This window comes from Stenotrophomonas maltophilia group sp. Smal12, assembly GCF_037079935.1.
Taxonomy (GTDB): domain Bacteria; phylum Pseudomonadota; class Gammaproteobacteria; order Xanthomonadales; family Xanthomonadaceae; genus Stenotrophomonas; species Stenotrophomonas sepilia.
On the sequence record NZ_JBAWUK010000019.1, the window covers coordinates 32,539 to 55,566 of the forward strand.

Genomic DNA, 23,028 nt, shown 5'->3' on the forward strand with positions numbered 1-23,028 from the left:
TCTCGGGGTTACGGGGTTTGGGTCATCGCTGAGGCGATATTCGGAGCGGCACGGACCATCGCCTCCTGCGCCGAGGCGTCCTGCTGCTCGGCAGCAAGCTCGTCGTCGGAGCGGATCAGGCCCTTGGTGGAAATGTCGGAAGCGGCGGCCAGTCGGGAGATCGCCTCGCCACTGTTGAGGCGGCGCGCCTTCTCCTCTGCGCCGACAAGCGCATCCACTGCCTGACCGAACTCGATCAGCTTGTTCAGGTCGTGGCCGCGGCCGAGGGCGGCGATGCCAACGGTGATGCGCGGCTTGATGAGTTCCTGCGGCAGCTCGGGCAGGCGACCCTGCTTCTGGAGCTTGTGCAGGCGGCGGCGGATCAGCGGCAGCAAGAGCTGCTCGCCCGACATCGCCATGAAGCCGCTGAGGGCGTCGTCGAGTTCCTGGGTGAGCACCCGGATTTCGTAGGCGGTCACGCGCTCGCCGGGGCGCTGCACGGCGGACTTCACGCCGAAGATCAGCTCCAGCGAGTTCGCCAGCCCTTCGGCCTCCTGACGCACGAAGTTCAGGTCGTAGGCTTTCTGGAGCTGGAGCGTGGTCACGTCGCTGGCCTCGCCACGCAGCACCGCGCCGGACTCGGCCTCGGTGAGCTGGCGCTCGCGGATCGTCGAGGTCGGCTTGAGGAACATGATGATCTTCGCCAGCGCGGCGGCACCCTTACGGATCGCCTTGCGCAGCGCCTCCAGCGACTCGAACGCGCCCACGTAGTCGTAGACCAAGCCCTCGCCGTAGTCGTCCACGAGGGACGGCGGCGCGCACAGGGGAATCCACGGGCAGGCGTCGATGGGGTAGGTGCCCACGGTCTCGGGGACTTCGACGCCCTCGACCTCCTGGACCACTTCCCACTCCTTGCCATCTTCCGAGCGACGCACCCAGGTGTAGAGGTTCACGTCGTCGTTCTTGGTCTTTTCGTCGCGTTCCTGGGCGAGCTTCTGCATCACCGCCGCGCGGATCGAGTCCGGCAGCATGGCCGGGGCGATCTTGTCGAGCGTGATGATCTCCAGCACGTTGCCCAGGCCGTCGCGGTCGGTCACGTAGGAGGTCAGCGGATACAGCTTAGGCTTGCCCTCGTCGGGGTCGTAGAGCAGGAAATTGCCGAGGACGATGGCGTGCTTGGCCGCCTCGCTGAGGACCGGGCGGACGCCGCTGGTCTCCAGGTCGTTGACGATGACCCGCTCCACGTCCACCAGCGCGGCCTCCAGTTCGGAGGTCTCCACGCCAGCCTGCTCGGCGATGTTCTCGGCGACTGCCTGGTCAGGCGCGAGCTTGAACACCGAGGCGTTCGGCGGGAGCCAGGCCAGCACGATCTTCGAGGCCAGGGCGTTGACGCACTTCGGGCCGGTGTCGATGTAGGCGGAACCGGGGGTACGCGATTTCGCGCCCTCGTCCACCCACAGGCGGGGCAGGGTAACCTTGGCGCAGCGCTTGGCGCGCGTCTCGGCTTCTTTGCGGTTGGACTTGAGATCGCCGTAGCGCTTCGCGGCCGTCTGCTTCTCGGCCGAGGTCTGCTTGGCGTCAGCCATTCGGAATGGTCAGTCCTTGGTACTGCGTTGCGTTGTTCAGGTCCAGTCGGACCTTGGACTTACGCCGCTGATCGGCCGCGTGGCCGGTCGGCTGGGTGTCCTGGCGGGTCAGCAGGATCGGGTCTTTCTCCTGCTGGTCCGGCATGTTGGGCTTGCTGCACATGATTAGCGGGCGCGGTGCTCCATCTGCTCGACCTTCCGCAGCGCCTTTAGCCGGAGGATCAGGCGGCGCTCGCCCTGCCGGAGCAGGAACTCCTCCTTCGGCTTGGCGGGGTCGTAGATCACTTCGGGGTGCAGTTCGTCCAGGAGGTCGATCAGGTCGTAGGAGTGCAGAGGGATTTGCATAGAACTCCTGGGTTATGAATAGGTGGGGAAACTGTCGTTTCCCCCGATGATGACCACTAAACCCTTAGAGTCGGGCCAGCGATTCCGCGACCATCCGCAGGCGGTGGATCGGGCCGTTGTTGTCGATCACGGTGTCGATCAGGTCGCCGTGGACGCCTGCCTCGGAGGCATGCGCCGAGACCGGGGCCGCGCTGTCGCGGAGCACCTGGACCACCTGGCCGCCCCACTCACGGATGAACTGCGCCTCGTTGTCGAAGCGAACGTCCGACACCACGACGCCAGCAGCGCCGTCGCGGCGGGCCTGACGGATCTTCTGCGCGACCACCTTGACCCACAGGTCGCGGTCGATCATTTCACGGCCCCACTCGGTGCCCACGGTCTGCATCAGGCGGCGCGGGGTCTGCCCGTTGAGCCAGTCGAGCGGCTCCTCCTTGAGCGGGCCGTCCTCCATCGCGGACACCGGCAGGCCGGTGATGTCCGCCACGAAGGCGCGGATCGGGGCCGCGAAGGACAGCTTCACGAAGCCGTGGTCGCTGACCAGGAACTCGGCCAGGGTGTCTTTGCCGCTGCGGGCGCGGCCGGTGATTCCGATGATCTTCATGGGGACTCCAAAAGAGAAACCCGGCCTTAGCCGGGTACAATTCGTGTTCGTTATGGAAGGAGACAGGTATGGCGAGTTCTACGCCGAGTAACACAAACGGAGCGGAAATCTCTGAGCTTGCACAGAAGCTCTATGGCCTACAGGAGGCGATGGATGCGCTCGTGGCATCAGGGCAAGCACAAGGAATTCAGCGAGAGCGCTACGATGCGGCCAAGCAGCTCATCACAGATAAGCTCACTGAGTTCAGCTGCACGTATGAAACGTTGACTACGCCGAAGGCGATCCAGCTTTGGGTTTTCAATAGCCGAGAACCCGTAAGTCGGAATCCGTCAGAGATTGCACACTGGAAGCAGTTCTACGTGGACGAGTTGCGGTAAGCAGGATCAGGTGGCTTGGTTGTCGTCAGGCGAAACACCGGGCGATCAGCCAAGCCGCGCCAGCAACGCCGACAGCGGCCGGCCACAGCTTGACGCTGCCAGCCGAGCGGTACAGGGTGCGTTCGAGGGTGTTGAGGCTGCGCCACCACAGCCAGGCAGCGCCGTAGGCGACGAAGGCGAACAGCACGGCCAGCACGGCGACGATGGTGATGAACAGGATCAGGGTTTCCACAGCTTCACTTCCTTGGTCTTGGGGTTGTAGTCGCCGTAGCGCAGGATTCGCGCGAGGCGTGCTTGGCGGATCGCATCGTGCTTCGACAGCGGCTCGGTGCCGCCGCGGGGGATGCGGGTGGTGTAGGTGGTGACGACGGTGTTCCACAGCGCGCCGAGGTGCTCCTCGACGGACGCATCGCGGTACGCCTCGTGGATGGGCATGAGCAGCTCGTCCGCGCCCTTGTGGCCGATGCCGGGGAAGCCGGGGTAGTTATCCACCTGGTCGCCCGTGAGCACCTGCTTCATCCAGAACAGGTCAGCGTCGTGAGCCGAGATCGGCCGGACGCCCACGTCGGGACGGTTGGGGTTGTAGAGACGGATGCCGGGGATCGTCTGCATGTCCTTGTCGATGGACACGACGATGCGGCTGCCTGGCGCGCGCTTCGGATTCGGGTGCGAGGCCAGCAGCCCCAGCACGTCGTCACCTTCCAGGTTCTCGATCTCCACGATCTTGTCGCCGAACTCGTCGTAGACGAACTCGTCGAGCACGTACCACAGGGCAGGCTTGTCCTTGCTGGCACGGTTGAGCTTGTAGGTTGGGTCGATGTCCTTGCGGAAGTTGTGCTTCTTGCAGGACAGGGCCAGCAGGTAATCACGCGCGCCGAACTTCTCGACGATCTCGTCGATGTAGTCCTCCAGCTTCGCCTTCGCGCGCTCGGGCTGGATCGCTTCGACCTTGTTGCCGTCGCCGTTCCAGTCGATGTTCGCGGTGTTCGAGAACGCGAGCTGGTAGCGCAGCACATCGGCGTCGATCAGTAGCAGGGGGCCGCGCTTGTTCATGCGTCCACCCACTGCCATCCCAGGAACGCCAGCGCGAACCAGCGGTGCAGCCAGTTCGGACGCTCCCGGACCTGCACGAAGAAGTTGCCGCCAATGACCCAGGAACCGGCCGCCTGCGGTGGCCGATAGGTGACGTAGGAAGTCATGGCCGCTTCTCCGGGTAGCGCTCATACCACGCCTGTAGCTCGGCGGCGTAGCGCTTCATTCCGGCCTGGTACTCCGGGCCGTCGCCGAGCGGGTACTCGTGCTCGTCGCACACGAAGTCGGTGGTCGGGATGGTGTACGGAATCTGCGTGCAGGAGTTCCCCGTACACATCGACTGCCACATGATGATGTAGGAGTTCTCGCTGTGCCCTTTCAGGCACGAGCCATAGTCCGCACTCGGCGGCCAGGGCTTCATATCGCACGCAGCGAGGCCAGCACACAGCGCCAGGATCAGGAGAGCGCGCTTCATACCATGCTCTCGTGTACGGCGACCCAGCACTTCTCGCTAACGCGGCGGATGAAGTAGGTCGCGGTGCTCCACTCCACGGGGCGCAGCATGCGCTCGGTGCAGCACGGGCACTTGGCGTTGTAGGCATGAACCTCGGGCTGGTGTTCGAGCACAGCCACGCGGTAGGTGGTACACGGATCGATCACGCGGACATCGCCGTCAGCGGGGCCGCCAATGAAATGCACGCGAAGCCGGTTCTCGTTCATCGGTTCGATTCCTTGAGGACTTCCAGGGCGCTCGCCTTGTCGGCGTTGCAACGCTGGAGGCCGTCCTCGGCGTTGCCGCCGAAGCGGTAGAGGTCGTAGGTGGTGGTGGTCGGGTCAGCCATCACGGCGTCGAGTGAGGAGTGCGTGCCCTCAATGACGGTCGGCTGGAGGAACTGCTCCGGCACGACTTTCGAGGTGTGCGCGGCGCAGCTCGTCAGGAATGCGGCGAGACAGGTAATCGCCAGTTTCCGGGTCAGCATTTGCTGCAATCTCCACAGAGCGGTTGGTGGTGGCGCGGGCGTTCCGCAGCGCTGCATCGAAGGCAGAGCGGCGCACGGCTTCGCGGTTGAGGGTCTCGACGGTCTGCTTGAGGTCGGCCAGTTCCTTTGCCGACTCCTCCAGCTCCGTCACGCGCTGGGCCATTGCGGTGTACTTCCAGGCTGCGAAGCCGCCTGCCGCGAGCGCGGCAACGACCAGCAGCGCCGCGAGGGCGCGCAGGATGTTGGTTGGGTTCATCGGTTCTCTTGGACGTAACAGGCGACTCGCAGAAGCTCCGAGGGAGTCGCGTCGGACTTGATCTGATTCGCGCGTGCGGAGATCACGCGCACGTTGCCCCGGACGTAGCCGAGGTCAGGTTCGATGCGGTCGAGCGTGGGTGAGTTGGGGCCTTGGGCCTTGCGCCCGACAGCGCGGTACAGCGGGATGCCCAGTGCCGGGCAGAAGTCGGGGACCACGATGTCGTCCGACGTGAGGTCGAACGGCAGTCCCTTCCTAGCTGCCCGGCGTTTCGCTTGGCGCACCAGGGCGAGTGCAATGTCCCGCTTGCCGCGGGTCAGTGCGTCTCGGCCCAATTCCTTCCGATCTTGAACTCGCCATCGAGCGGACAGCGGAAGCCGAAGTAATCGCCAGCCTTGCGGATGGCAGCCTGGGCGGTCTTGCCCACGAACTCGGCCTTGTCCTCGTCCACTTCGATTTGCCACTCGTCATGGACGTTGGCGAGGAACTCGTAGTGGACGCCCGGCACCAACCCTGCGGCTTGCAGGTCGGCGTCGAGGATCACCAGGGCTTTCTTCATCACCAGCGCACCGGCCGACTGGAGCAGGGTATTGAGCGCGGCGTGGTCGCTGCGGATGTGCAGCTTCCGGCCGTCGAGACCGATCAGGTATCCCTTCTCGGCCGCGCGCTTCTTGACCCCGCGTACCAGCTTCTCCAGCGCAGGCAGCCCGGCCAGGAACTTCGAGCGGAGCTTCGCCCCGGCCTGGCGACCCTTGCCAACGATGGAGCCGAGCTTCGCGTCGCCTGCCCCATAGAGGAAGGCGTAGATGAAGGTCTTGGCGTTGTCGCGGGTTGGCAGTCCTGCCGCCGATTGGTTGACGGAGTGGATGTCGCCTTCGAGGATGACCTTGGCGTACTCGCCGCCGTCGTGCTTTGCCATGAAGTGCGCCAGGCAGCGCAGCTCCAATCCCGAGGCGTCCGCGCCGACCTGGAGCTTCCCTGTTGGGACGCAGAACAACGAGCGGCACTCGAATCCGTAGCCGCCTTCCTGGCCCTTGAGGATTCCCTTCTCCTTCGAGTGCTGGACCTTCGGCACCTGAGCGATGTTCGGCTTCGAGTGCGTCATGCGGCCGGTCACCGCTGCGTTCTGATTCACGCTGCCGTGGATGCGGCCGTCCTTCTTGATGGCCTTGAGCCACGCCTCGTCGCCTTCGGCGAGCTGGCCGAGGCGCTTGTTGACGATGAAGTGCTCCAGCAGGAGCGGGATGATCGGGAACTTGAGCGCGCCCAGGACTTCTTCGTCGATCTTCGGCTGGCCCTTCTCGGTGAACTCCTGGGGCTGCCAGCCGTACATTGCAGTCAAGCGGTCAGCAATGTGCTGGCGGCTTGCCGGGTTGAACACCACGTCCTTGTAGGTCGTGACCTCCACGCCCTTGACGTAACCGCGGCGCTTGTCGTCGCGCTTCGGTACGAACTTGCGCTTCACCACCTTCCACGGCGGAATGACCTTGCGCAGCTCGGCCTCCAGCGCAGTGCGCCGGGACACGAGGATGCACTCCAGCTCACGCGCCTTCTCCTGATCGAACAGGTAGCCGTAGCGCTGCTGACGCGAGAGGATCGGCGCGACGGCCTGCTCCAGCTCGATGGCCTCGGTAGGGAGGCCCTTGCTCATCAGCAACGCGAACAGCGCTTGCGTGACCGCAACGTCCTGGTCGCAGTAGTCGTCCATTTCCTGAGACCACTGTGCCCAGGGATCGAGGCCGCGTGCGGCCATCTGCGCCGCGTAGTCGCCTTTCCAGCGACCGAGGCGGTAGCCCCACGCTTCGAGGGCGTGGCGGCCGATCAGCTTGCCCGGCAACACCGGGTTCGCTCCCTGCTTCTTGCGGGCCTTGAAGTCGCGGTCCTTGAGGTCCGGGTAGACCAGCGTGGACATCAGCAACGTGTCGAAGTACGCCTGGACCTTGAAGTCCGGGAACACCTTGGCGATAGCCGGAATGTCGAATCCGGCGATGTTGTGGCCGACAACGCGCTTGGCCTTCTTGAGCCTCTCGACGGCCTGACGGACTGTCATTTCGCCCGTGCCGTGATCGTTGGCGGACAGGATGGGACCGCGCGGTGCGCCGGTCTCATCTACCTCTTGGAGGGAAATGCAGTGGATCGTGTCAAGTTCGTCGAGGAGGCCATTGGTCTCGCAGTCGAATACGAGGATCAACGGCGGTCCTCCTTACGGGTAGCCGTGGTTGGTTACGGGGATTGCGCGGACGCGGCGGCGGGCGCGGAGGATGTACTCCGGCTCGGGGGCCTTCGGCGGCGTGTGGACGCCCTGCGGCGCGTGGCCGGGGAAGTCGTCGTCCTCGAACAGTTCGTCCTGCTCGGGCTGGTCGGGATGCAGCGTGTAGCCGTAATCCTCGACGTAGTGCGTGATGCGGCGGATGGTGCGCTCGGTGCCGTTGTTGTTCAGCACGAACAGCAGCTTCTCCGATGCGTCGGCAACCGCGCCTTCGAGGGATACGACCACCACCTCGTCGGTGCTGGGTTCGTAGATGGCGACGTGGGCGCAGCACCGCAGATCGAACCGGGCGCAGTGCTCGTGCGGCGTACCGAACTCGAAGCCGATCAGGCTCACGAGGTGACCCTCGGGCGAGCGGAAGTTGCGGATGCCGTTCGGAGCGGCCTCGCTGGTCCAGTCGTTACGGCCGCTCAGGTACGCGGCCACGTAGGTGTAGCTCGCCAGTGACACGAAGAAGCAGTCGATGTCCTTGATTTCGGTCCCGTCGTAGAACGCGCGCAGGCTTCCGCCACCCAGGATCACCAGGTGGCGGACTTCGGCCGGCAACACGTCGAACAGGGACCGAGCGTGTTGCTCGGCAGTCATGGTTGGTCCCTTAGCGGATCAGGTTGGTGAAGCGCTCGGCGACGCGCAGGGCGCGCTCGGCTTCTTCCTCGTGCTCGTCGGCCTGCGAGTGCAGGACATCGGCCTTGTCGCGCAGCGTCGATGCGGTGGCGATGCGGTCGGCGCTGATCTTGAACAGCTTGTCCACCTGGCCCTCCAGCACCTTCACCACGTCGGTCACGGTGTCCTTGCGGAACGGAGCGGTCAGCAGGTCGATTGCGATGGCGACGATCTCTTTCATTGGGGTAGTTCCTCGGCTTTGATGTGGATGACCACGCGCCGCCCAGGCTTGCCGTACATGACACGGCAGGCTTGGTCGGAGCGCGGGAGTTGGTAGGGGAGAACGAGGCTCTCAGCGAAGGAGAGCGGCGCATCAGCTGGGATGAAGCCGACGACCGAGCGGCCGTCAGTAGTCGGAGGTGGATACATCGGATGACTCGTCGGCGAAGTCGCCGTATTCGCCCGGAGCATCTGCATTGAGCAGGCGGCCGGATGCGTGGTCGTAGCTGTAGTAGAGAACCTGGCCGTTCGACTGGCCGGTGAAGCGATCCTTTAGGACGCGGAAGGTCGTGCAGTTGCGCTCGGCCTCGTTCTCGGCCTGCGTGTTGCGCTCCAGGCCGAACGCGAAGTGCGTCCAGAAGCCAATCGCGCGGCTGCCCTTGAAGTGGCGGAGCATCACGCGCCCGCCTTCCTCGTGTGGCTTGCCTTCCGGCGTGGCGAGGTGCGAGACCAGGTAGATGCAGATGAGGTGGCGCTGCGCGAACTGCGCGATCTTCGCCATCGTGTCCTCCAGCATCTTCCGCTCGTCCTCGGCACCGGCCGCAAACGACGTGAGGTTGTCGAGGACGATGTGCTTGACGCCCTCGGCGACGACCATGTGGGCCATCTTGGCTTCGATCACGTCCCACTCGGACGAGCCGAAGTGGTCGTAGATGAACACCTGGCCCTTGTCGAGAATCTCGAACGCGGCTTCCAGCTCCTCCTGCGTCCAGCTCCCATCGGGGACGTGGAAGCGGCGGCCAGCAACCTTGCCTGCCATGCGCTTCGCCGTCTCGACCGGCTGCTGCTCCAGGAAGAACAGGCCAACGCGGTCGCCGGTTTCCTGCGCGATGAAGGCTGCTTCCTCCATCAGCCAGTCGGTCTTGCCGATGCCGGTGCCCGCGCCGAAGGTGTAGACCTCGCCGTACCGCTTGCCGTAGGTCAGCGCGGTGAGGCGCGGGTCGTGCCAAGGCATGCCCATCGAGACCGGCTTGAGTGCCTTCTCCTTGAGGGAGCCGAACGTCACCACTCCATCGGGGCGCTTGGTCTGCGCTTCGTAGATGGCGCGGGTGATCGCCTCGGCATCGCCACGCTGGAGCAGCTCGTTCGGGTCTTTCGCCGGGAGCTGTGCGATCTTGGCCTTGCCGGGAGTCAGCAGCAGCGCCACTTCCTGCGCGGCGGCTTGGCCCGGTTCGTCCATGTCGAACATGAGCACAACCTCGTCGAAGCCGTTGACCCACTCCAGCTCGCGCTTGATGGACTTGGCCGCGCCTTGCGCTCCGTTCGGAACGGACACCACCGGCCAGCGGAGGCCGAGTGCCTGCGCCACGGAGAGCGCGTCGATCTCGCCTTCGGTGATGACGAGGCGTCGCCCCGGTTCGTAGAGGTGCTGGCCGAACAGCCCGCACGCCTTCGAGTCGCCGATGAATGAGAACTTCTTGTCGGGGTAGCGGAGCTTCTGCGCGACGATGCCGCCATCGCGCTTGTAGTTGGCGATCTGCACGGTCTTGCCGTGCTTGTCCTTGCCGATCCAGTAGCCGTACTTACGGCATGCTTCCTCAGTGATACCGCGCTTCGCCAGGGCTTGCGGTTCACCCTTCGCAAAGTCGCTCATGGTTTTCCTGCTGGTGGGTTGAGAGACCTCCTCGCCTTCGGCTGGCTCGTAGTGACCGCAGCCGAAGCAGTAGCCGTGCCCGTCGCTGTAGCGCGCAAGGTTGTCCTTGCTGCCGCAGTTCGGGCACGGCTCTTTGTGGAGGTATTCGGAGTCAGCGCTTTGCACGCTCCACGGACCACATGCGCTTGCGGTAGGAAATGCCGAGGCGACGATTCAGCGCACCCTTGACGGTGCGGCCCAGGCCGCGGAACGGCTTGTCGGCGCGCGCCCATGCGCGCTCGAAAGCCAGGCGCATCGCGGACGGAATGACGGTGGTAGCGGTGTTGGTCATGCGTTCTTCTCCAGCAGGAACTTGGTGAATGCGGCGACTTCTTCGGTCGCATCGTTGGCGTCGAGGCCCAGCTCGTCGGTGCAGTAGTTGCGATACAGCTGGAGCAGCGCATCGACGCGGTACTGCTTCGGAGCGCGGCGCGCTTCCAGGAGCGGAGCCTTGCTGCGGCGCTGACGGCGCGACAGGCGATAGCGCGTGTACCGCTGCCCCGAGGCGTCCTCGCAGGTCTGCGTTTCGATCTCGAAGCCAGCAGCGCGCAGCTCATCGACGCGCGAGGCGAGGCGGCGGATGCGGTAGACGCCTTCGGCCTGCCACGAGGTCAGGTGCGAGTGGCGACGCAGGTGATCCAGGACGACCTGGGTTTGCGGGGGCAGCGGTTTCACGTTGGGTTCTCCTATCGAGGGAAGTCAGGTGCCCACACGACGGGCTTGCCGTAGGCGGCGAGCAGGCGTCGCAGCGCGGCGTGTTGGGCTTCGGTGAAGTTGTCCTCGGGCTGCATGGCGTCGTTGACGCCGCCCAGGAGGCAGACTTGGTATGCGGATTGGTTGTGCTTACCGGCGAGAGCGCCGGGCTGATTCAGCGGGCGACCGTCGTAGATCGAGCCGTCACGTTCGATGACGAAGTGGACGGCGATCTTCGAGTAGCCCTGCGAGCGGTGCAGGCGTGCGAGTTCTTCGCCGGTCGTGACCTGCTCGGGGCGGGTCATGCTGGCGAGGACGAACAGCGCCTCTACCGATTCCAGAGGTTTGAGGCGCACTTAGAGTTTGTAGAGGTGGACTTCGGTGCGTGGTTCTTCGTCCGGCTGCGCCCAGCGCTTACCGGAGAGCAGCCACATGACTTGCTTGTCGTCGGCCCAATAGCCGGTGGCTTTGGTCACAACGTCCATCGGCCCCTTGGCGAGGTTGTCCACGTCGCCCTTGGGAAACGCGGCCTTCGAGGTCTTGGCGCGTTTGCATACCGCGATGATGACCACTAAAACCGGATCGGTCGGCGACAGGTCCAGATCACCGGCTGGCAGATGCTTCTCTGCGGCTTCCTTCCAGGTCTTGTAGGTCTTGCCGTAGTAGACGCCCCAGCGCGAAACCTTCGGGCGCGAGGCGGGCACCGGGTCAAACGGGAACGTGAGGGAGGCCAAATGCTTGGCCCCCCTCGCGGTGTTCACGATGACCGACAGCGGATCAGTAGTCGCCGTCATCGCCCTCGTCGTCGGAGTCGCTGTCGTCGTCCGAGTCGTCATCGCTGTCGCTGAACGGCGCGCTGTCGGCGGCCTCGTAGCCGTCCTCCTCGCCGAAGCCGTAGTCCTTGGCGTTGCGCTGGCCGAACTCGACCAGCTCGATCACCTGGACGGCGACCATGTAGCAGGTCAGGTAGAACTTCTTGGCCGATTCGACGAACGAGCCGCCGATCTCGTAGGAGACCTTGAGTTCGCTGCCGCCGCCGATCTGCGGCGGGTTGTCGATCTTCTTGCCGCGGGCGTCGAAGATGTCCGGGCGCATGGTGAACTTCTTGCCGGTGCGCTTGCTGACGCCGCTGGCCTTCATCTTGAACTTCACCAGCACGCGGCCGGTGTCATCGCCGTTCTCGTCGGTTTCTTCGGTGAACACCGGGGCCACTTCGGCACCCTTCTTCTTCTTCGGGTTCTCGCTCAGGAACTCCTGGAACAGCTCGTCGCGCCGGGTTTCCAGCTTCTTCGCCAGCGCCTTGAAGTCCTTGTCGTTCGGGTCGAACGCCAGGCTCACGGTGTATTCGCCTTCCGGCTTGAACTTGGTGTCCGGTTCGTTCAGGCGCGGCCACACGGCGGTGCCCTTGGGGGAGACGAATCGTTCGCGCTTCTTGGTTGCCATCAGTTGTCGGTCTCGTAGTTGGTCGGGAGATAGATGCCCGCGCGCCACAGGTCAGCGGCGGCGGTCAACGGGGTGTCGGCGGAAATGCCGAAGGCTTCGTCGATGTCGAAGCCGATGAGCGCCTCGTCGATGAAGGCGTCGGTGATCGGGTCACGCATCACGGGTAGTGCGGTTTCAGCTCGCGCTCCGCGTAGCGGCGCACGGCGTTGAGGGTGTTGACCTGCCGGTAGCGGCAGTCCTGCTCCATGCGCGAGACGACCCGCAGCACTTCCATCGGATCGAGGCCGAGCACTTCGCAGAAGTTCTTGAAGGCGCACGCCAAGCCGATCACCTGATCGGCCGGGTGGCCGAGGGACTGCACGCTGTCGATCACTACGAAAGCGCCGCGTGCGGCGCTCTCGGCAGAACGTGAGTGCAGTCCGTCGATGACGCGATCACGCACCTGCGTGCAGCTCCGTCATGCGGTGCTTGAACTCCTCGACCGTGCCGTGTTCGGCCGGGTTGTAGATGCCGAGGACCACACCGAAGTGGTCCTGGGCAACGTAGGTGTTCAGTGCGTGCTGGTAGTTGATGCTCATGTTGATGTTCTCGCTTGGGGTATCAATTGCCAAAGGGGGATGGACTAGGCAAAGAAATAGCGCGACTCCAGCACCAGGCTGAGGTCCAGGTCGCCATGCGGCGGGAGGGGTGGGAGTTTCTCTGCCGCTTCTGGCGGGAGCTGCTCGACGAGTTGCTGTCGGAAGTCGGCCAGTACGTCGCCGCTGTATTGATCGACGAACGCCTGCCGGAGTGCGGCGGCGAGGATTGCTGCCTGGCCCGCGTGCGTACCGTAGGAGTCGTGGATCATGGCGAACGACTCGATGCCGTTCTCTGCCGCGAGGCAGGTGGTCAGCATCATGTGGCTGGCGTCGCAGGAGTGGACGAAGTTCGGACTGATCCCGAGGGTCTGCCTGCGACGGTCGAGCTTAGTACCGCCGATGTTGACCACTAAATTCACCTCGCGGCCTCCGACGTGCGGCCGGATGCGGACGCCTTCCTCCTCGCGGTACTCCTGGAGGACCGGGAAGCCAGCGGGGGTCGTCCAGCTCACCGGCAGGTCGGCCGACGAGGCGACCTTGGAGGCGTCACGCAGCCAGTCCATCGCCGCGCGGGCTGCGATCACGACCTCGCCGATGCACTCCCACAGCAGGGTCGCCAGGTACTCGGCGGTCTCCCAATCGTCCTCCATGCCCAGCTTCTTGAACTTGGAGAGCACCTGGGCGCGCATGCCCGACTTCGTGACGCCGTAGGGCAGCGTCATCACCGGCTGCTTCACGATGTCGCGGGTGAGCTGGCCGTCCAGCTTGATCGCCAGCGGGTCGCCGCTCTCGGCACGGGCGCGCAGCTTCTCCTGGGCCACGTCTTTCACGCGCGAATAGATGTCGGCGGGCTTCGGCTGCGGGATCAGGTTGGTGGCTGCACCGCCCACGGAGTCGCGGAGCATGGCCGAGAAGTTCTGGAGGCCGTTACAGGAGCCGTCGAGCGCGATGGGCAGGTGGGAGACGTGATCGCGGCCGTTGAGGCTGTAGCCGAGCCACTCGAAGCACGCTGCCAGCGCGCAGAACGGGCTGTCGGCGTCCATCCAGAAGCGTTGGCCGTCCAGCGGATCGAGGGCGCTGTCGAGAATCTGCTCCTCGTGCTCGCGCACCCAGGCCACGCGCTCCTCGAACGACACCTTGTCCACGCCGAAGCAGTTGGCGACGTGGATGGCGAGCCAGTAGGCACCGTCCTCGCCGAGCGGCACGCCTTGGGCGAACGTCAGCAGGCCCTTGGCCGCATCATCACCCTGCGGGGTCAGCGTCGGGGGCAGGGGGTAGCACCGGCCGCGGAAGTCGAGGTTGTGAGGGAAGTAGATCGCGGGGTACTCGGCGAACTTCTCCGCCAAGGCGATCTTCTGCGCGGCGGCGAGGCGGGTGGACACGCTGCGCGCGTTGGCCTCGTAGACCTTGGCGCGGTCGCGCTTCCATTCCTTGAACTCGTCGGCGTGGTGCTCCTTGAAGTAGTCCGGGTCGGTCTCCAGCAGGGCAGGGCGGCTCGGCAGGTCCATCAGTTCACGCTCCGGCAGCCCGGCGACACCGCCGCCTGCGTTCCACAGCTCGCGCATGACCTCTAGGACGGGCACGTTCACCTTCCAGGCGGTTGCCTGGATGGCGTTGAGGGCCTGGTAGACGTTGGGCATATCGACCAGCGCCAGCTCGCGCTTGTAGGCGCGGTTGCGGGTACGCACGAGGTCAGCCCGGCCGCCGATGTCGGTCAGGTAGCCGCCGTCGCGGGGCGTGGTCCACGGACGGGGCGGGACGACCATCGGCATCAGCACCGGCTGGTACAGGGCGGCGCTGTCGTGGGCCTTGGTCAGCCAGTCGAGCACCTTCTGATTCCCGGCGATGAGCAGGTGGCGCTTGCCGCGCTCGGCGACGGTGACCAGCTCGACCAGCCCGGTCGCCTCGACGAACAGCTCGATGAGCTTCATGCCCACCAGCAGCGCGTCCTTGTCGGACAGGTAGAGGCGCTTGTCGTCCTCGGGGGCGAACTCGGCGTCGGCGATGACGTGCCGCATGACGGCGGTGGAGTGCCGGGCCGAGGTGGACTTCTTGAGCTGCTCCTGGACGACCCGGTACAGGCCGGGGTGCTTCTCGCGGAGCAGGGAGAAGTTGATCTCGTTGGCGACCTCGTGGCCCAGGGTGATCGCCACGGACACCGCCTTGCGGTGATCGGCGACCAGCGCGTTGACGCAGGTGAAGCTGGTCAGATAGGCGAGGGCGTGGGGGTTCAGGTGGCGGATGAATTTGAGGGCGGCGTGGCGCTTGCCCGGCTTGCCGGTGTCGGCTTCGGCCACGAACGCCATGATCGCGGCGGCGGTGGCGTCGATGCTCTCCATGACCAGCTTGCGGCCGGGGCCGGTCTCGGCCTCCTGGCGCTGCTCCCTGATCTTCTCGTAGCGGGCAATGCCCAGGCTGGTGCTTTCCTTCTCCAGTTCGAGCTGGGCGGCGTGCAGGTCGTTCTCTTGCCAAGTCGTCATCGTTTGCCCTCGGGGGATGCAAAAGTCAAAACGGGAGGACCGCACCGGGGGCTGCCCGGTACGGTCCTGAGTGGTTCGGTTGTTGGTCCTGGGTGGACCTATGTGGAACTGTAGTAGTCCTCGGTGGTGAACAGCAATGAGTAGTTCTGAATGGTTGTCCTAGGAGGAGGTCCGCCGAAGATGACCACTTTATTCGGCGTCACCTGGTGTCACCTGTCGCGGCACCCGGCGTCACCTATATGTCACCCGAAGCGTCACCTGATAGACTGGAACGCTGTAAGTAGTTGAGTGGTCAGCACTAATCGGCAGGGGCTTCGGGATTTAGGTTCCAGTGCCGCAAGGCGTGGGGGTTCGAGTCCCCCCTTTCGCACCAGTGCCGGCCTGTCCCCGCCCTGATCGGGCCATCTGCGCCCCCTTGACCGGCACGCGCTGGCAGTGCACGCCGAATTGGGCGAAACTAAAGGGCTGCGGCAAGCAGGCGCGTCCCAGACGTCGCGTCCTTACAACCGTTTCATCCCAATCATCGAGCCGGGGGCCTGGGCCACCGGTGGCAGGAGTCAACATGCAAGCTTCGATCGAATCCACCGGCAACCTGGAACGCCGCCTGAGCTTCTCGCTGCCGGAAGAGCGTCTGCAGAGCCACATCGCCGGCCGCCTCGGCGAAATCGCCCGTACCACCCGCATCAAGGGCTTCCGCCCGGGCAAGGTGCCGGCCAAGGTGATCGAGCAGCGCTTCGGCGCGCAGGTCCGTGGCGAGGCGCTGGACGGCCTGCTGCGCGAAACCTTCGATGCGGCCGTGCGCGAGCACGACCTGCGCATCGTCGGCAGCCCGCGCATCGACAAGGGCGACGAGGGTGAGTTCTCCTTCGTGGCCACCGTGGAAGTGGTGCCGGACTTCGGCGACATCGACGTCAGCAAGCTGACCGTCGTGCGCCATACCGCCGAGATCACCGACGCCGACATCGACCAGATGATCGAGAACCTGCAGAACCAGCGTCGTACCTGGGCCCCGGTCAGCCGTGGCGCGCAGGACGGTGACCTGGTCGCGGTGGAAACCTGGTCGCAGGCCGGGGAAGAGCGCCTGCCGGCCGAGGGCACCGAGAAGGGTTCGATCGTGCTCGGCCAGGGCATGATGTTCGACACCATCGAGAAGGGCCTGGTCGGCCTGGCCAAGGGCGAAGAGAAGACCCTCGACGTCGAGTTCCCGGCTGACTGGCGCGTGCCGGTGCTGGCCGGCAAGACCGTGCAGGTCACCGTCAAGGTCACCGAGGTCTCCGAGCCGGTCGTGCCGGCGGTCGACGAAGCCTTCATCAAGAGCTTCGGCGTGAAGGGCGGCGATGTGGAGCAGTTCCGCAGCGACATCCGCGCCAACCTGGAGCGCGAGCTGAAGGGTGCGTTGATGAACCGCCTGCGCCGTGAAGTGGGCGAGCAGCTGATCGCGGCCTACTCGTCGGTGGAAATGCCGCCGCGCCTGGTCGAGAACGAAGCCCGCGCCATGCTGGCCCAGCAGGTCGAGCAGCTGCGCCGCAACGGCCAGAACGTCGGCGAGATCCCGGCCGATGCCCACGAAGGCTTCAAGGACGCTGCCGCCAAGCGCGTGCTGGTCGGCCTGCTGGTCGGTGAAGTGGCCCGCATCAACGACCTGCGCCTGGAAGCCAAGCGCCTGAATGAAACGATGCGTCTGATCGCTTCGACCTACGAAGAGCCGGAGCAGGTCATTGAGATGTACCGCAACGACCCCCAGTTGATGTCTGGCCTGCAGAACCGTGTGATGGAAGAGCAGGTGATCGACTGGATCGCCGAGCGTGCCCAGCACACCGAAGAGAAGCTGTCGTTCCAGGACGCGATCCGCCAGTAAGCCCGGGCGGATCACCGGATGCCCCGCGCCTTTGCCGGCGCGGGGTTGTTGCCCCCCAAGATAGGTACCTCACGTAATGGACAACCGAACCAAAGCCCTGAACCTGGTTCCGATGGTGGTCGAGCAGACCAGCCGCGGCGAGCGTGCCTACGACATCTATTCGCGCCTGTTGAAGGAGCGCCTGATCTTCCTCGTGGGCCCGATCGACGATCACATGGCCAACGTGGTGGTGGCGCAGTTGCTGTTCCTGGAATCGGAAAACCCGGAAAAGGACATCAACATCTACATCAACTCGCCGGGTGGCGTGGTCACCGCCGGCATGGCGATCTACGACACCATGCAGTACATCAAGCCGAATGTGAGCACCACCTGCATCGGCCAGGCCGCCTCGATGGGCGCCCTGCTGCTGGCCGCGGGCGAAGCCGGCAAGCGCTATGCGCTGCCGAACTCGCGCGTGATGATCCATCAGCCGCTGGGTGGCTACCAGGGCCAGGCCACCGACATCGACATCCACGCGCGCGAGATCCTGACCCTGCGTTCGCGCCTGAACGAGGTGCTGGCCAAGCACACCGGCCAGTCGCTGGAGACGATCGCCCGTGACACCGAGCGCGACAACTTCAAGAGCGCCTTCGAGGCGCAGGCCTACGGTCTGGTCGACCAGGTCCTGGAGCGTCGTCCGGATGAGTCGATCCAGGCCGGTTGACCGGCCTTCACGGGGCCAGGGAGGCCTCGTTCCTGCAGGGTCGGGTGGGACTGGTGTCCCCTCGGCCCTGTGCTATTCTCGAATCGAACCCCCGTTCAGCGGGTGGGGTAACTGGGTAAGCGAAGCATGAGCGAAGACCGCCAAGGTCGTTCCACGGACACCGGCAAGATCCTCTACTGCTCTTTCTGCGGCAAGAGCCAGCATGAAGTGCGCAAGCTGATTGCGGGTCCGAGCGTGTTCATCTGCGATGAGTGCGTGGAGCTGTGCAACGACATCATCCGTGAGGAACTTGAGGAAAAGGCGCAGTCGGCGCGCAGTTCGCTGCCCAAGCCGCGCGAGATCCTCGAGGTCCTCGACCAGTACGTGATCGGCCAGAACCGTGCCAAGCGCACGCTGGCAGTGGCCGTGTACAACCACTACAAGCGCATCGAGAGCCGGCAGAAGAACGACGACGTCGAACTGGCGAAGTCGAACATCCTGCTGGTCGGCCCGACCGGTTCGGGCAAGACGCTGCTGGCCGAGACCCTGGCCCGCCTGCTCAACGTGCCGTTCACCATGGCCGACGCCACCACGCTGACCGAAGCCGGTTACGTGGGCGAGGACGTGGAGAACATCATCCAGAAGCTGCTGCAGAAGTGCGACTACGACGTCGAGAAGGCGCAGCAGGGCATCGTCTACATCGATGAAATCGACAAGATCTCGCGCAAGAGCGAGAACCCGTCGATTACCCGCGATGTGTCCGGCGAAGGCGTGCAGCAGGCCCTGCTGAAGCTGATCGAAGGCACCGTGGCCAGCGTTCCGCCGCAGGGCGGCCGCAAGCACCCGCAGCAGGAATTCCTGCAGGTGGACACCAAGAACATCCTGTTCATCTGCGGCGGCGCGTTCGCCGGGCTGGACAAGGTGATCCAGGCGCGTTCCACCGACGTCGGCAGCATCGGCTTCGGTGCCAAGGTGAAGAGCAGCGAGCGCAAGCAGGAAGTGGGCAAGGTGCTGGCGGAAGTCGAGCCGGAAGACCTGATCAAGTTCGGCCTGATTCCCGAGTTCGTCGGCCGCCTGCCGGTGGTCGCGACCCTGGAGGAGCTGGACGAGCCGGCCCTGATCAAGATCCTGACCGAGCCGAAGAACGCCATCACCAAGCAGTTCAAGAAGCTGTTCGAGATGGAAAACGTGGAGCTGGAGTTCCGTCCGGACGCGTTGTCGGCCATCGCCAGGAAGGCGCTCAAGCGCAAGACCGGCGCCCGTGGCCTGCGCACCATCGTCGAATCCGTCCTGCTGGACACCATGTACGACCTGCCGTCGCAGGAGAACGTCAGCAAGGTGGTCGTGGACGAATCGGTGATCGAGCACAAGTCCGAGCCGTACCTGATCTACCAGACCCCGGCGGCCCCTGAACAGAAGGCCGCAGGCGCCGAGTGATCCTTCCAGGTTGTTGATTGGAAAGGATTTTCAAGGAATGCCTTGCATCTGAAAGCCGATGGCCCCATAACGGGGCCATCGGCTTTTTTTGTCTCCGGAAGATGCCCTCCCGGAGGCGGTTTTCCCCCTTCCCTGGAGCCCCCATGGCCCGTTCCCCAAGTGAAACCCTCGACCTGCCGGTCCTGCCGCTGCGCGACGTAGTGGTGTTCCCGCACATGGTCATCCCGCTGTTCGTCGGCCGTGACAAGTCCATGCACGCGCTCGAACAGGCAATGGAGGCGGACAAGCGCATCCTGCTGCTGGCGCAGAAGTCGGCCGAAACCGACGACCCGCATGCGGCCGACCTCTACCAGGTCGGTACGCTGGCGCAGGTGCTGCAGCTGCTGAAGCTGCCCGACGGCACCATCAAGGTGCTGGTTGAAGGCCTGTCGCGCGTGCAGGTCACCCACGTCGACGAGCGCGACGGCTCGCTGCATGGCCAGGCCGTGGAGATCGACGCCACCGACGAGCGCGAGGCGCGCGAGGTCGAGGCGATTGCCCGCTCGCTGATGTCGCTGTTCGAGCAGTACGTGAAGACCAACCGCAAGCTGCCGCCGGAGCTGCTGCAGACGCTGTCGGGCATCGATGAGCCGGCGCGCCTGGCCGACACCATCGCTGCGCACATCAGCGTGCGCCTGGCCGATAAGCAGCGTCTGCTGGAAACGCTGGCCGTCGGTGACCGCCTGGAGATGCTGGTCGGGCTGGTCGACGGCGAGATCGACGTGCAGCAGATGGAGAAGCGCATCCGCGGCCGCGTGAAGTCGCAGATGGAGAAGAGCCAGCGCGAGTATTACCTCAACGAACAGATGAAGGCCATCCAGAAGGAACTGGGTGACCTGGACGACGCGCCGGGCGAGCTGGAAGAACTGGCCCGCAAGATTGCCGAGGCCGGCATGCCGAAGGCGGTTGAAGCCAAGGCGCGCAATGAACTGAACAAGCTCAAGCAGATGTCGCCGATGTCGGCCGAAGCCGCCGTCGTGCGCAACTACCTGGAGTGGCTGCTGGGCGTGCCGTGGAAGAAGCGCAGCAAGGTGCGCAAGGACCTGAAGGTCGCGCAGGATACGCTCGATGCCGACCACTACGGCCTGGAGAAGGTCAAGGAGCGCATTCTTGAATACCTGGCGGTGCAGTCGCGCGTGAAGCAGATGAAGGGCCCGATCCTGTGCCTGGTCGGGCCGCCGGGCGTGGGCAAGACCTCGCTGGGCCAGTCGATTGCCAAGGCCACCAACCGCAAGTTCGTGCGCATGTCGCTGGGCGGCGTGCGCGACGAGGCCGAAATCCGTGGCCACCGCCGTACCTACGTCGGTTCCATGCCGGGCCGCATCGTGCAGAACCTCAACAAGGTCGGCAGCAAGAACCCGCTGTTCGTGCTCGACGAGATCGACAAGATGTCGATGGACTTCCGTGGCGATCCGTCTTCGGCGCTGCTGGAAGTGCTCGATCCGGAGCAGAACAACGCATTCAACGACCACTACCTGGAAGTGGACCTGGACCTGTCCGAAGTGATGTTCGTGGCCACCTCGAACTCGCTCAACATTCCCGGCCCGCTGCTGGACCGCATGGAAGTGATCCGCATCCCCGGCTACACCGAGGATGAGAAGCTCAACATCGCGACCCGCTACCTGGTGCCGAAGCAGGTCAAGGCCAACGGCCTGCAGCCGGAAGAGCTGGAAATCGGCAGTGACGCCATCCAGGACATCGTGCGCTACTACACGCGCGAATCGGGCGTGCGCAACCTGGAACGCGAGATCGCCAAGATCTGCCGCAAGGTGGTGAAGGAGATCGCGCTGGCCGGCCCGCAGCCGGTGAAGGCGAAGAAGGGTGCGAAGAAGCCCAAGGCGCTGGTCAATGTGTCCAGCAAGAACCTGGACAAGTACCTGGGCGTGCGTCGCTTCGACTTCGGCCGTGCCGAGGAAGAGAATGAAATCGGCCTGGTCACCGGCCTGGCCTGGACCGAAGTCGGTGGCGACCTGCTGCAGATCGAATCGACCCTGGTGCCGGGCAAGGGCCAGCTGATCCTTACCGGCCAGCTCGGCAACGTGATGAAGGAATCGGCGTCGGCCGCGCTGTCGGTGGTGCGTTCGCGCGCCGTGGGCTTTGGCATCGACAGCGACTTCCTGCAGAAGCATGACGTGCACCTGCACGTGCCCGATGGCGCCACGCCGAAGGATGGCCCGAGTGCCGGCGCGGCGATGGTCACCTCGCTGGTGTCGATGCTGACCAAGGTGCCGGTGCGCGCCGACGTGGCGATGACCGGCGAGATCACCCTGCGTGGTCGAGTCACTGCCATCGGTGGCCTGAAGGAGAAGCTGCTGGCCGCACTGCGTGGCGGCATCCGCACGGTCATCATCCCGGAAGAGAACCGCAAGGACCTGGCCGACATCCCGGCCAACGTCACCCGCGATCTGAAGATCGTGCCGGTGAAGTACATCGAAGAAGTCCTGGACCTGGCGCTGGAGCGTCCGTTGGCACCGAAGAAGGCGCGCAAGAGTGCGCAGCGTGTCACGGTGCGCAGCAAGGCCAAACCGAGTGGAAACGCGCGCGTCAAGCATTGACGCGCGCTGTCCAATGGCCCGAAACCCGCGTCGTTGCTGGCTTTCCAGCTTGCGTGGGGGTAGGGCCACTGGTATAAAAGCAGCACTCGCGAATGAGTGGTCGCAGTCTGGTGATCGCTAGATTCGGCGAACCGTTTCCACATGGCGGCCGCATGCAGATGGCGTGCGGTTGCTTCCCTGTCGAATAAGCGGAACCCACCGCCAAAGGAGTTGTAGAGAATGAACAAGACCGAATTGATCGATGCCGTTGCTGAAGCTGCCGACCTGACCAAGGCAGAGTCCAGCCGCGCTGTCGATGCCGTCGTTGCTGCCATCACCAAGGCGCTGAAGGACGGCGATGCGGTCACTCTGGTTGGCTTCGGTACCTTCCAGGTCCGCGACCGTGCTGCCCGCACCGGCCGCAACCCGAAGACCGGCGACACCATCAAGATCGCTGCTTCGAAGAATCCGTCGTTCAAGGCTGGCAAGGCCCTGAAGGATGCTGTAAACTAAGCGGCTCGCTGGGGTGCTTAGCTCAGCGGTAGAGCGTCTCCTTTACACGGAGAGGGTCGGGGGTTCGAAACCCTCAGCACCCACCACAGCACCGCGGTAAAAGTTTGAGTGTGGAGCGGTAGTTCAGCTGGTTAGAATGCTGGCCTGTCACGCCGGAGGTCGCGGGTTCGAGTCCCGTCCGCTCCGCCATTCAACGAGGCCTCCGGCCAAAAGCTGGAGGCTTTGTTTTCTCCCCGGTCCAGGCCGGCTGAAAGCAAAAAGGTAACAACGCGGAGCGGTAGTTCAGCTGGTTAGAATGCTGGCCTGTCACGCCGGAGGTCGCGGGTTCGAGTCCCGTCCGCTCCGCCATTACATCCAGGCCCCCGGTTCAAGGCTGGGGGCCTTGTCTTCTCACCGAGAGGTTCGGAGGAAGGCGAAAAAGTCTTTGCAAGAACGGAGCGGTAGTTCAGCTGGTTAGAATGCTGGCCTGTCACGCCGGAGGTCGCGGGTTCGAGTCCCGTCCGCTCCGCCATTGCAGACTTCTTAAGTCCCTGTGAAAAAACTTTGAAAAAAGTGTTCATCGGGCTGGGTTTCCAGAGAGTCTTCGGATATACTGGGCGCCTGCAAAGTTCAAGCGCGGAGCGGTAGTTCAGCTGGTTAGAATGCTGGCCTGTCACGCCGGAGGTCGCGGGTTCGAGTCCCGTCCGCTCCGCCAACTCTAAAAGCCCTCGGCGCAAGCCGGGGGCTTTTTCTTTGCGCCAGGATGTGGAGTTGGCCGACGCACTGGTGGTGCCTGCCTGCGCAAGTGGGCGCAGGCCGCGTCGGTGCTGCTTTTGGTCCCTGCGGCGAAGC

General features: G+C 64.5%; 31 protein-coding genes and 5 tRNA genes. 11 read left to right on the plus strand and 25 right to left on the minus strand.

The window, feature by feature from the left end:
* Positions 1-8 precede the first annotated feature (8 nt).
* The 4 genes from WDC87_RS10405 to WDC87_RS10420 form a co-directional block, all read right to left on the minus strand.
* Complete coding sequence (locus WDC87_RS10405; protein ID WP_005412405.1) at positions 9-1,565, minus strand: portal protein; 1,557 nt, start codon at positions 1,563-1,565, stop codon at positions 9-11.
* Entirely contained in the window at positions 1,558-1,710 is a 153-nt protein-coding gene (locus WDC87_RS10410; protein WP_005412406.1) for a hypothetical protein, read from the minus strand. Before WDC87_RS10410 ends, WDC87_RS10405 begins: the two co-directional genes overlap by 8 nt.
* Positions 1,711-1,730: 20 nt before the next feature.
* Positions 1,731-1,910, minus strand: a complete 180-nt coding sequence (locus tag WDC87_RS10415; protein WP_005412407.1) for a hypothetical protein — start codon at positions 1,908-1,910, stop codon at positions 1,731-1,733.
* Between the two features lie 64 nt (positions 1,911-1,974).
* The gene (locus WDC87_RS10420; RefSeq protein WP_004154581.1) at positions 1,975-2,511 is read right to left on the minus strand and encodes an adenylate kinase; all 537 of its coding nucleotides are present in this window, start codon (positions 2,509-2,511) and stop codon (positions 1,975-1,977) included.
* Positions 2,512-2,579: 68 nt separating this feature from the next.
* Here WDC87_RS10420 and WDC87_RS10425 point away from each other — a divergent pair, with 68 nt between their 5' ends.
* Positions 2,580-2,888 carry a hypothetical protein gene (locus WDC87_RS10425; RefSeq protein ID WP_032961816.1) on the plus strand — a complete coding sequence of 103 codons (309 nt, stop codon included), beginning with the start codon at positions 2,580-2,582 and terminating at the stop codon, positions 2,886-2,888.
* A gap of 25 nt (positions 2,889-2,913) precedes the next feature.
* On the opposite strand, the gene WDC87_RS10430 is transcribed toward WDC87_RS10425, so the two are convergent.
* From WDC87_RS10430 to WDC87_RS10530, 21 genes are all read right to left on the minus strand, one after another.
* Positions 2,914-3,120, minus strand: coding sequence for a hypothetical protein (locus WDC87_RS10430; RefSeq protein WP_005412408.1), 207 nt, complete (start codon positions 3,118-3,120; stop codon positions 2,914-2,916).
* Positions 3,108-3,941, minus strand: a complete 834-nt coding sequence (locus tag WDC87_RS10435; RefSeq protein ID WP_004154583.1) for a hypothetical protein — start codon at positions 3,939-3,941, stop codon at positions 3,108-3,110. The genes WDC87_RS10430 and WDC87_RS10435 overlap by 13 nt, the downstream gene beginning before the upstream one ends.
* Positions 3,938-4,087: a hypothetical protein gene (locus tag WDC87_RS10440; RefSeq protein WP_005412410.1), complete on the minus strand. Its 150-nt coding sequence runs from the start codon at positions 4,085-4,087 to the stop codon at positions 3,938-3,940. The genes WDC87_RS10435 and WDC87_RS10440 overlap by 4 nt, the downstream gene beginning before the upstream one ends.
* Positions 4,084-4,395 (minus strand): hypothetical protein, encoded by a 312-nt coding sequence (locus WDC87_RS10445; RefSeq protein WP_005412411.1) that lies wholly within the window; start codon positions 4,393-4,395, stop codon positions 4,084-4,086. Before WDC87_RS10445 ends, WDC87_RS10440 begins: the two co-directional genes overlap by 4 nt.
* Entirely contained in the window at positions 4,392-4,640 is a 249-nt protein-coding gene (locus WDC87_RS10450; RefSeq protein ID WP_005412412.1) for a hypothetical protein, read from the minus strand. Before WDC87_RS10450 ends, WDC87_RS10445 begins: the two co-directional genes overlap by 4 nt.
* On the minus strand, positions 4,637-4,762 hold the full coding sequence (locus WDC87_RS10455; RefSeq protein ID WP_005412413.1) for a hypothetical protein: 126 nt from the start codon (positions 4,760-4,762) through the stop codon (positions 4,637-4,639). Before WDC87_RS10455 ends, WDC87_RS10450 begins: the two co-directional genes overlap by 4 nt.
* 28 nt (positions 4,763-4,790) lie before the next feature.
* Entirely contained in the window at positions 4,791-5,156 is a 366-nt protein-coding gene (locus WDC87_RS10460; protein ID WP_005412414.1) for a hypothetical protein, read from the minus strand.
* Positions 5,153-5,491 (minus strand): hypothetical protein, encoded by a 339-nt coding sequence (locus WDC87_RS10465; RefSeq protein WP_050483582.1) that lies wholly within the window; start codon positions 5,489-5,491, stop codon positions 5,153-5,155. Before WDC87_RS10465 ends, WDC87_RS10460 begins: the two co-directional genes overlap by 4 nt.
* Positions 5,473-7,347 carry a DNA polymerase gene (locus WDC87_RS10470; protein WP_049417451.1) on the minus strand — a complete coding sequence of 625 codons (1,875 nt, stop codon included), beginning with the start codon at positions 7,345-7,347 and terminating at the stop codon, positions 5,473-5,475. The genes WDC87_RS10465 and WDC87_RS10470 overlap by 19 nt, the downstream gene beginning before the upstream one ends.
* A gap of 12 nt (positions 7,348-7,359) precedes the next feature.
* Positions 7,360-8,010 carry a hypothetical protein gene (locus tag WDC87_RS10475; RefSeq protein WP_005412416.1) on the minus strand — a complete coding sequence of 217 codons (651 nt, stop codon included), beginning with the start codon at positions 8,008-8,010 and terminating at the stop codon, positions 7,360-7,362.
* Positions 8,011-8,020: 10 nt separating this feature from the next.
* Positions 8,021-8,269, minus strand: a complete 249-nt coding sequence (locus WDC87_RS10480) for a hypothetical protein (protein WP_005412417.1) — start codon at positions 8,267-8,269, stop codon at positions 8,021-8,023.
* 165 nt (positions 8,270-8,434) lie between these two features.
* Positions 8,435-9,901 (minus strand): toprim domain-containing protein, encoded by a 1,467-nt coding sequence (locus WDC87_RS10485; RefSeq protein ID WP_005412418.1) that lies wholly within the window; start codon positions 9,899-9,901, stop codon positions 8,435-8,437.
* A 151-nt stretch (positions 9,902-10,052) separates the two neighbouring features.
* A complete protein-coding gene (locus WDC87_RS10490) occupies positions 10,053-10,232 on the minus strand; it encodes a hypothetical protein (RefSeq protein WP_004154591.1) in 180 nt (59 codons plus the stop codon).
* Positions 10,229-10,615 (minus strand): helix-turn-helix domain-containing protein, encoded by a 387-nt coding sequence (locus WDC87_RS10495; RefSeq protein ID WP_004154592.1) that lies wholly within the window; start codon positions 10,613-10,615, stop codon positions 10,229-10,231. Before WDC87_RS10495 ends, WDC87_RS10490 begins: the two co-directional genes overlap by 4 nt.
* An 11-nt stretch (positions 10,616-10,626) precedes the next feature.
* A complete protein-coding gene (locus tag WDC87_RS10500) occupies positions 10,627-10,989 on the minus strand; it encodes an N-acetylmuramoyl-L-alanine amidase (RefSeq protein ID WP_004154593.1) in 363 nt (120 codons plus the stop codon).
* On the minus strand, positions 10,990-11,427 hold the full coding sequence (locus WDC87_RS10505) for a RusA family crossover junction endodeoxyribonuclease (protein WP_157178715.1): 438 nt from the start codon (positions 11,425-11,427) through the stop codon (positions 10,990-10,992). It lies immediately after the preceding gene.
* On the minus strand, positions 11,411-12,076 hold the full coding sequence (locus WDC87_RS10510) for a hypothetical protein (RefSeq protein ID WP_004154595.1): 666 nt from the start codon (positions 12,074-12,076) through the stop codon (positions 11,411-11,413). Before WDC87_RS10510 ends, WDC87_RS10505 begins: the two co-directional genes overlap by 17 nt.
* Positions 12,076-12,234, minus strand: coding sequence for a hypothetical protein (locus WDC87_RS10515; RefSeq protein ID WP_154267700.1), 159 nt, complete (start codon positions 12,232-12,234; stop codon positions 12,076-12,078). The genes WDC87_RS10510 and WDC87_RS10515 overlap by 1 nt, the downstream gene beginning before the upstream one ends.
* Positions 12,234-12,518: a hypothetical protein gene (locus WDC87_RS10520; protein ID WP_005412421.1), complete on the minus strand. Its 285-nt coding sequence runs from the start codon at positions 12,516-12,518 to the stop codon at positions 12,234-12,236. The genes WDC87_RS10515 and WDC87_RS10520 overlap by 1 nt, the downstream gene beginning before the upstream one ends.
* Positions 12,511-12,654 carry a hypothetical protein gene (locus WDC87_RS10525; RefSeq protein ID WP_005412422.1) on the minus strand — a complete coding sequence of 48 codons (144 nt, stop codon included), beginning with the start codon at positions 12,652-12,654 and terminating at the stop codon, positions 12,511-12,513. The genes WDC87_RS10520 and WDC87_RS10525 overlap by 8 nt, the downstream gene beginning before the upstream one ends.
* 44 nt (positions 12,655-12,698) lie before the next feature.
* Positions 12,699-15,134 carry a DNA-directed RNA polymerase gene (locus WDC87_RS10530; protein ID WP_005412423.1) on the minus strand — a complete coding sequence of 812 codons (2,436 nt, stop codon included), beginning with the start codon at positions 15,132-15,134 and terminating at the stop codon, positions 12,699-12,701.
* 562 nt (positions 15,135-15,696) lie between these two features.
* On the opposite strand from WDC87_RS10530, the gene tig reads away from it, so the two are divergent.
* The 10 genes from tig to WDC87_RS10580 all read left to right on the plus strand — a co-directional run bounded on the left by tig (position 15,697) and on the right by WDC87_RS10580 (position 22,891).
* Positions 15,697-16,992, plus strand: a complete 1,296-nt coding sequence (gene tig, locus WDC87_RS10535; RefSeq protein ID WP_069138945.1) for a trigger factor — start codon at positions 15,697-15,699, stop codon at positions 16,990-16,992.
* A gap of 76 nt (positions 16,993-17,068) precedes the next feature.
* Entirely contained in the window at positions 17,069-17,695 is a 627-nt protein-coding gene (clpP, locus tag WDC87_RS10540) for an ATP-dependent Clp endopeptidase proteolytic subunit ClpP (protein ID WP_004146318.1), read from the plus strand.
* 126 nt (positions 17,696-17,821) lie between these two features.
* A complete protein-coding gene (gene clpX / locus WDC87_RS10545; protein ID WP_004154600.1) occupies positions 17,822-19,111 on the plus strand; it encodes an ATP-dependent Clp protease ATP-binding subunit ClpX in 1,290 nt (429 codons plus the stop codon).
* A 143-nt stretch (positions 19,112-19,254) separates the two neighbouring features.
* Positions 19,255-21,705 carry an endopeptidase La gene (lon, locus tag WDC87_RS10550; protein ID WP_072168264.1) on the plus strand — a complete coding sequence of 817 codons (2,451 nt, stop codon included), beginning with the start codon at positions 19,255-19,257 and terminating at the stop codon, positions 21,703-21,705.
* Between the two features lie 219 nt (positions 21,706-21,924).
* A complete protein-coding gene (locus tag WDC87_RS10555) occupies positions 21,925-22,197 on the plus strand; it encodes an HU family DNA-binding protein (RefSeq protein WP_005408270.1) in 273 nt (90 codons plus the stop codon).
* A gap of 11 nt (positions 22,198-22,208) precedes the next feature.
* Positions 22,209-22,283 (plus strand) — tRNA-Val (locus tag WDC87_RS10560).
* A 26-nt stretch (positions 22,284-22,309) separates the two neighbouring features.
* Positions 22,310-22,386, plus strand: a tRNA-Asp gene (locus WDC87_RS10565).
* 82 nt (positions 22,387-22,468) lie between these two features.
* Positions 22,469-22,545, plus strand: a tRNA-Asp gene (locus WDC87_RS10570).
* Between the two features lie 86 nt (positions 22,546-22,631).
* Positions 22,632-22,708 (plus strand) — tRNA-Asp (locus WDC87_RS10575).
* A 106-nt stretch (positions 22,709-22,814) separates the two neighbouring features.
* Positions 22,815-22,891 (plus strand) — tRNA-Asp (locus WDC87_RS10580).
* Positions 22,892-23,028 lie beyond the last annotated feature (137 nt).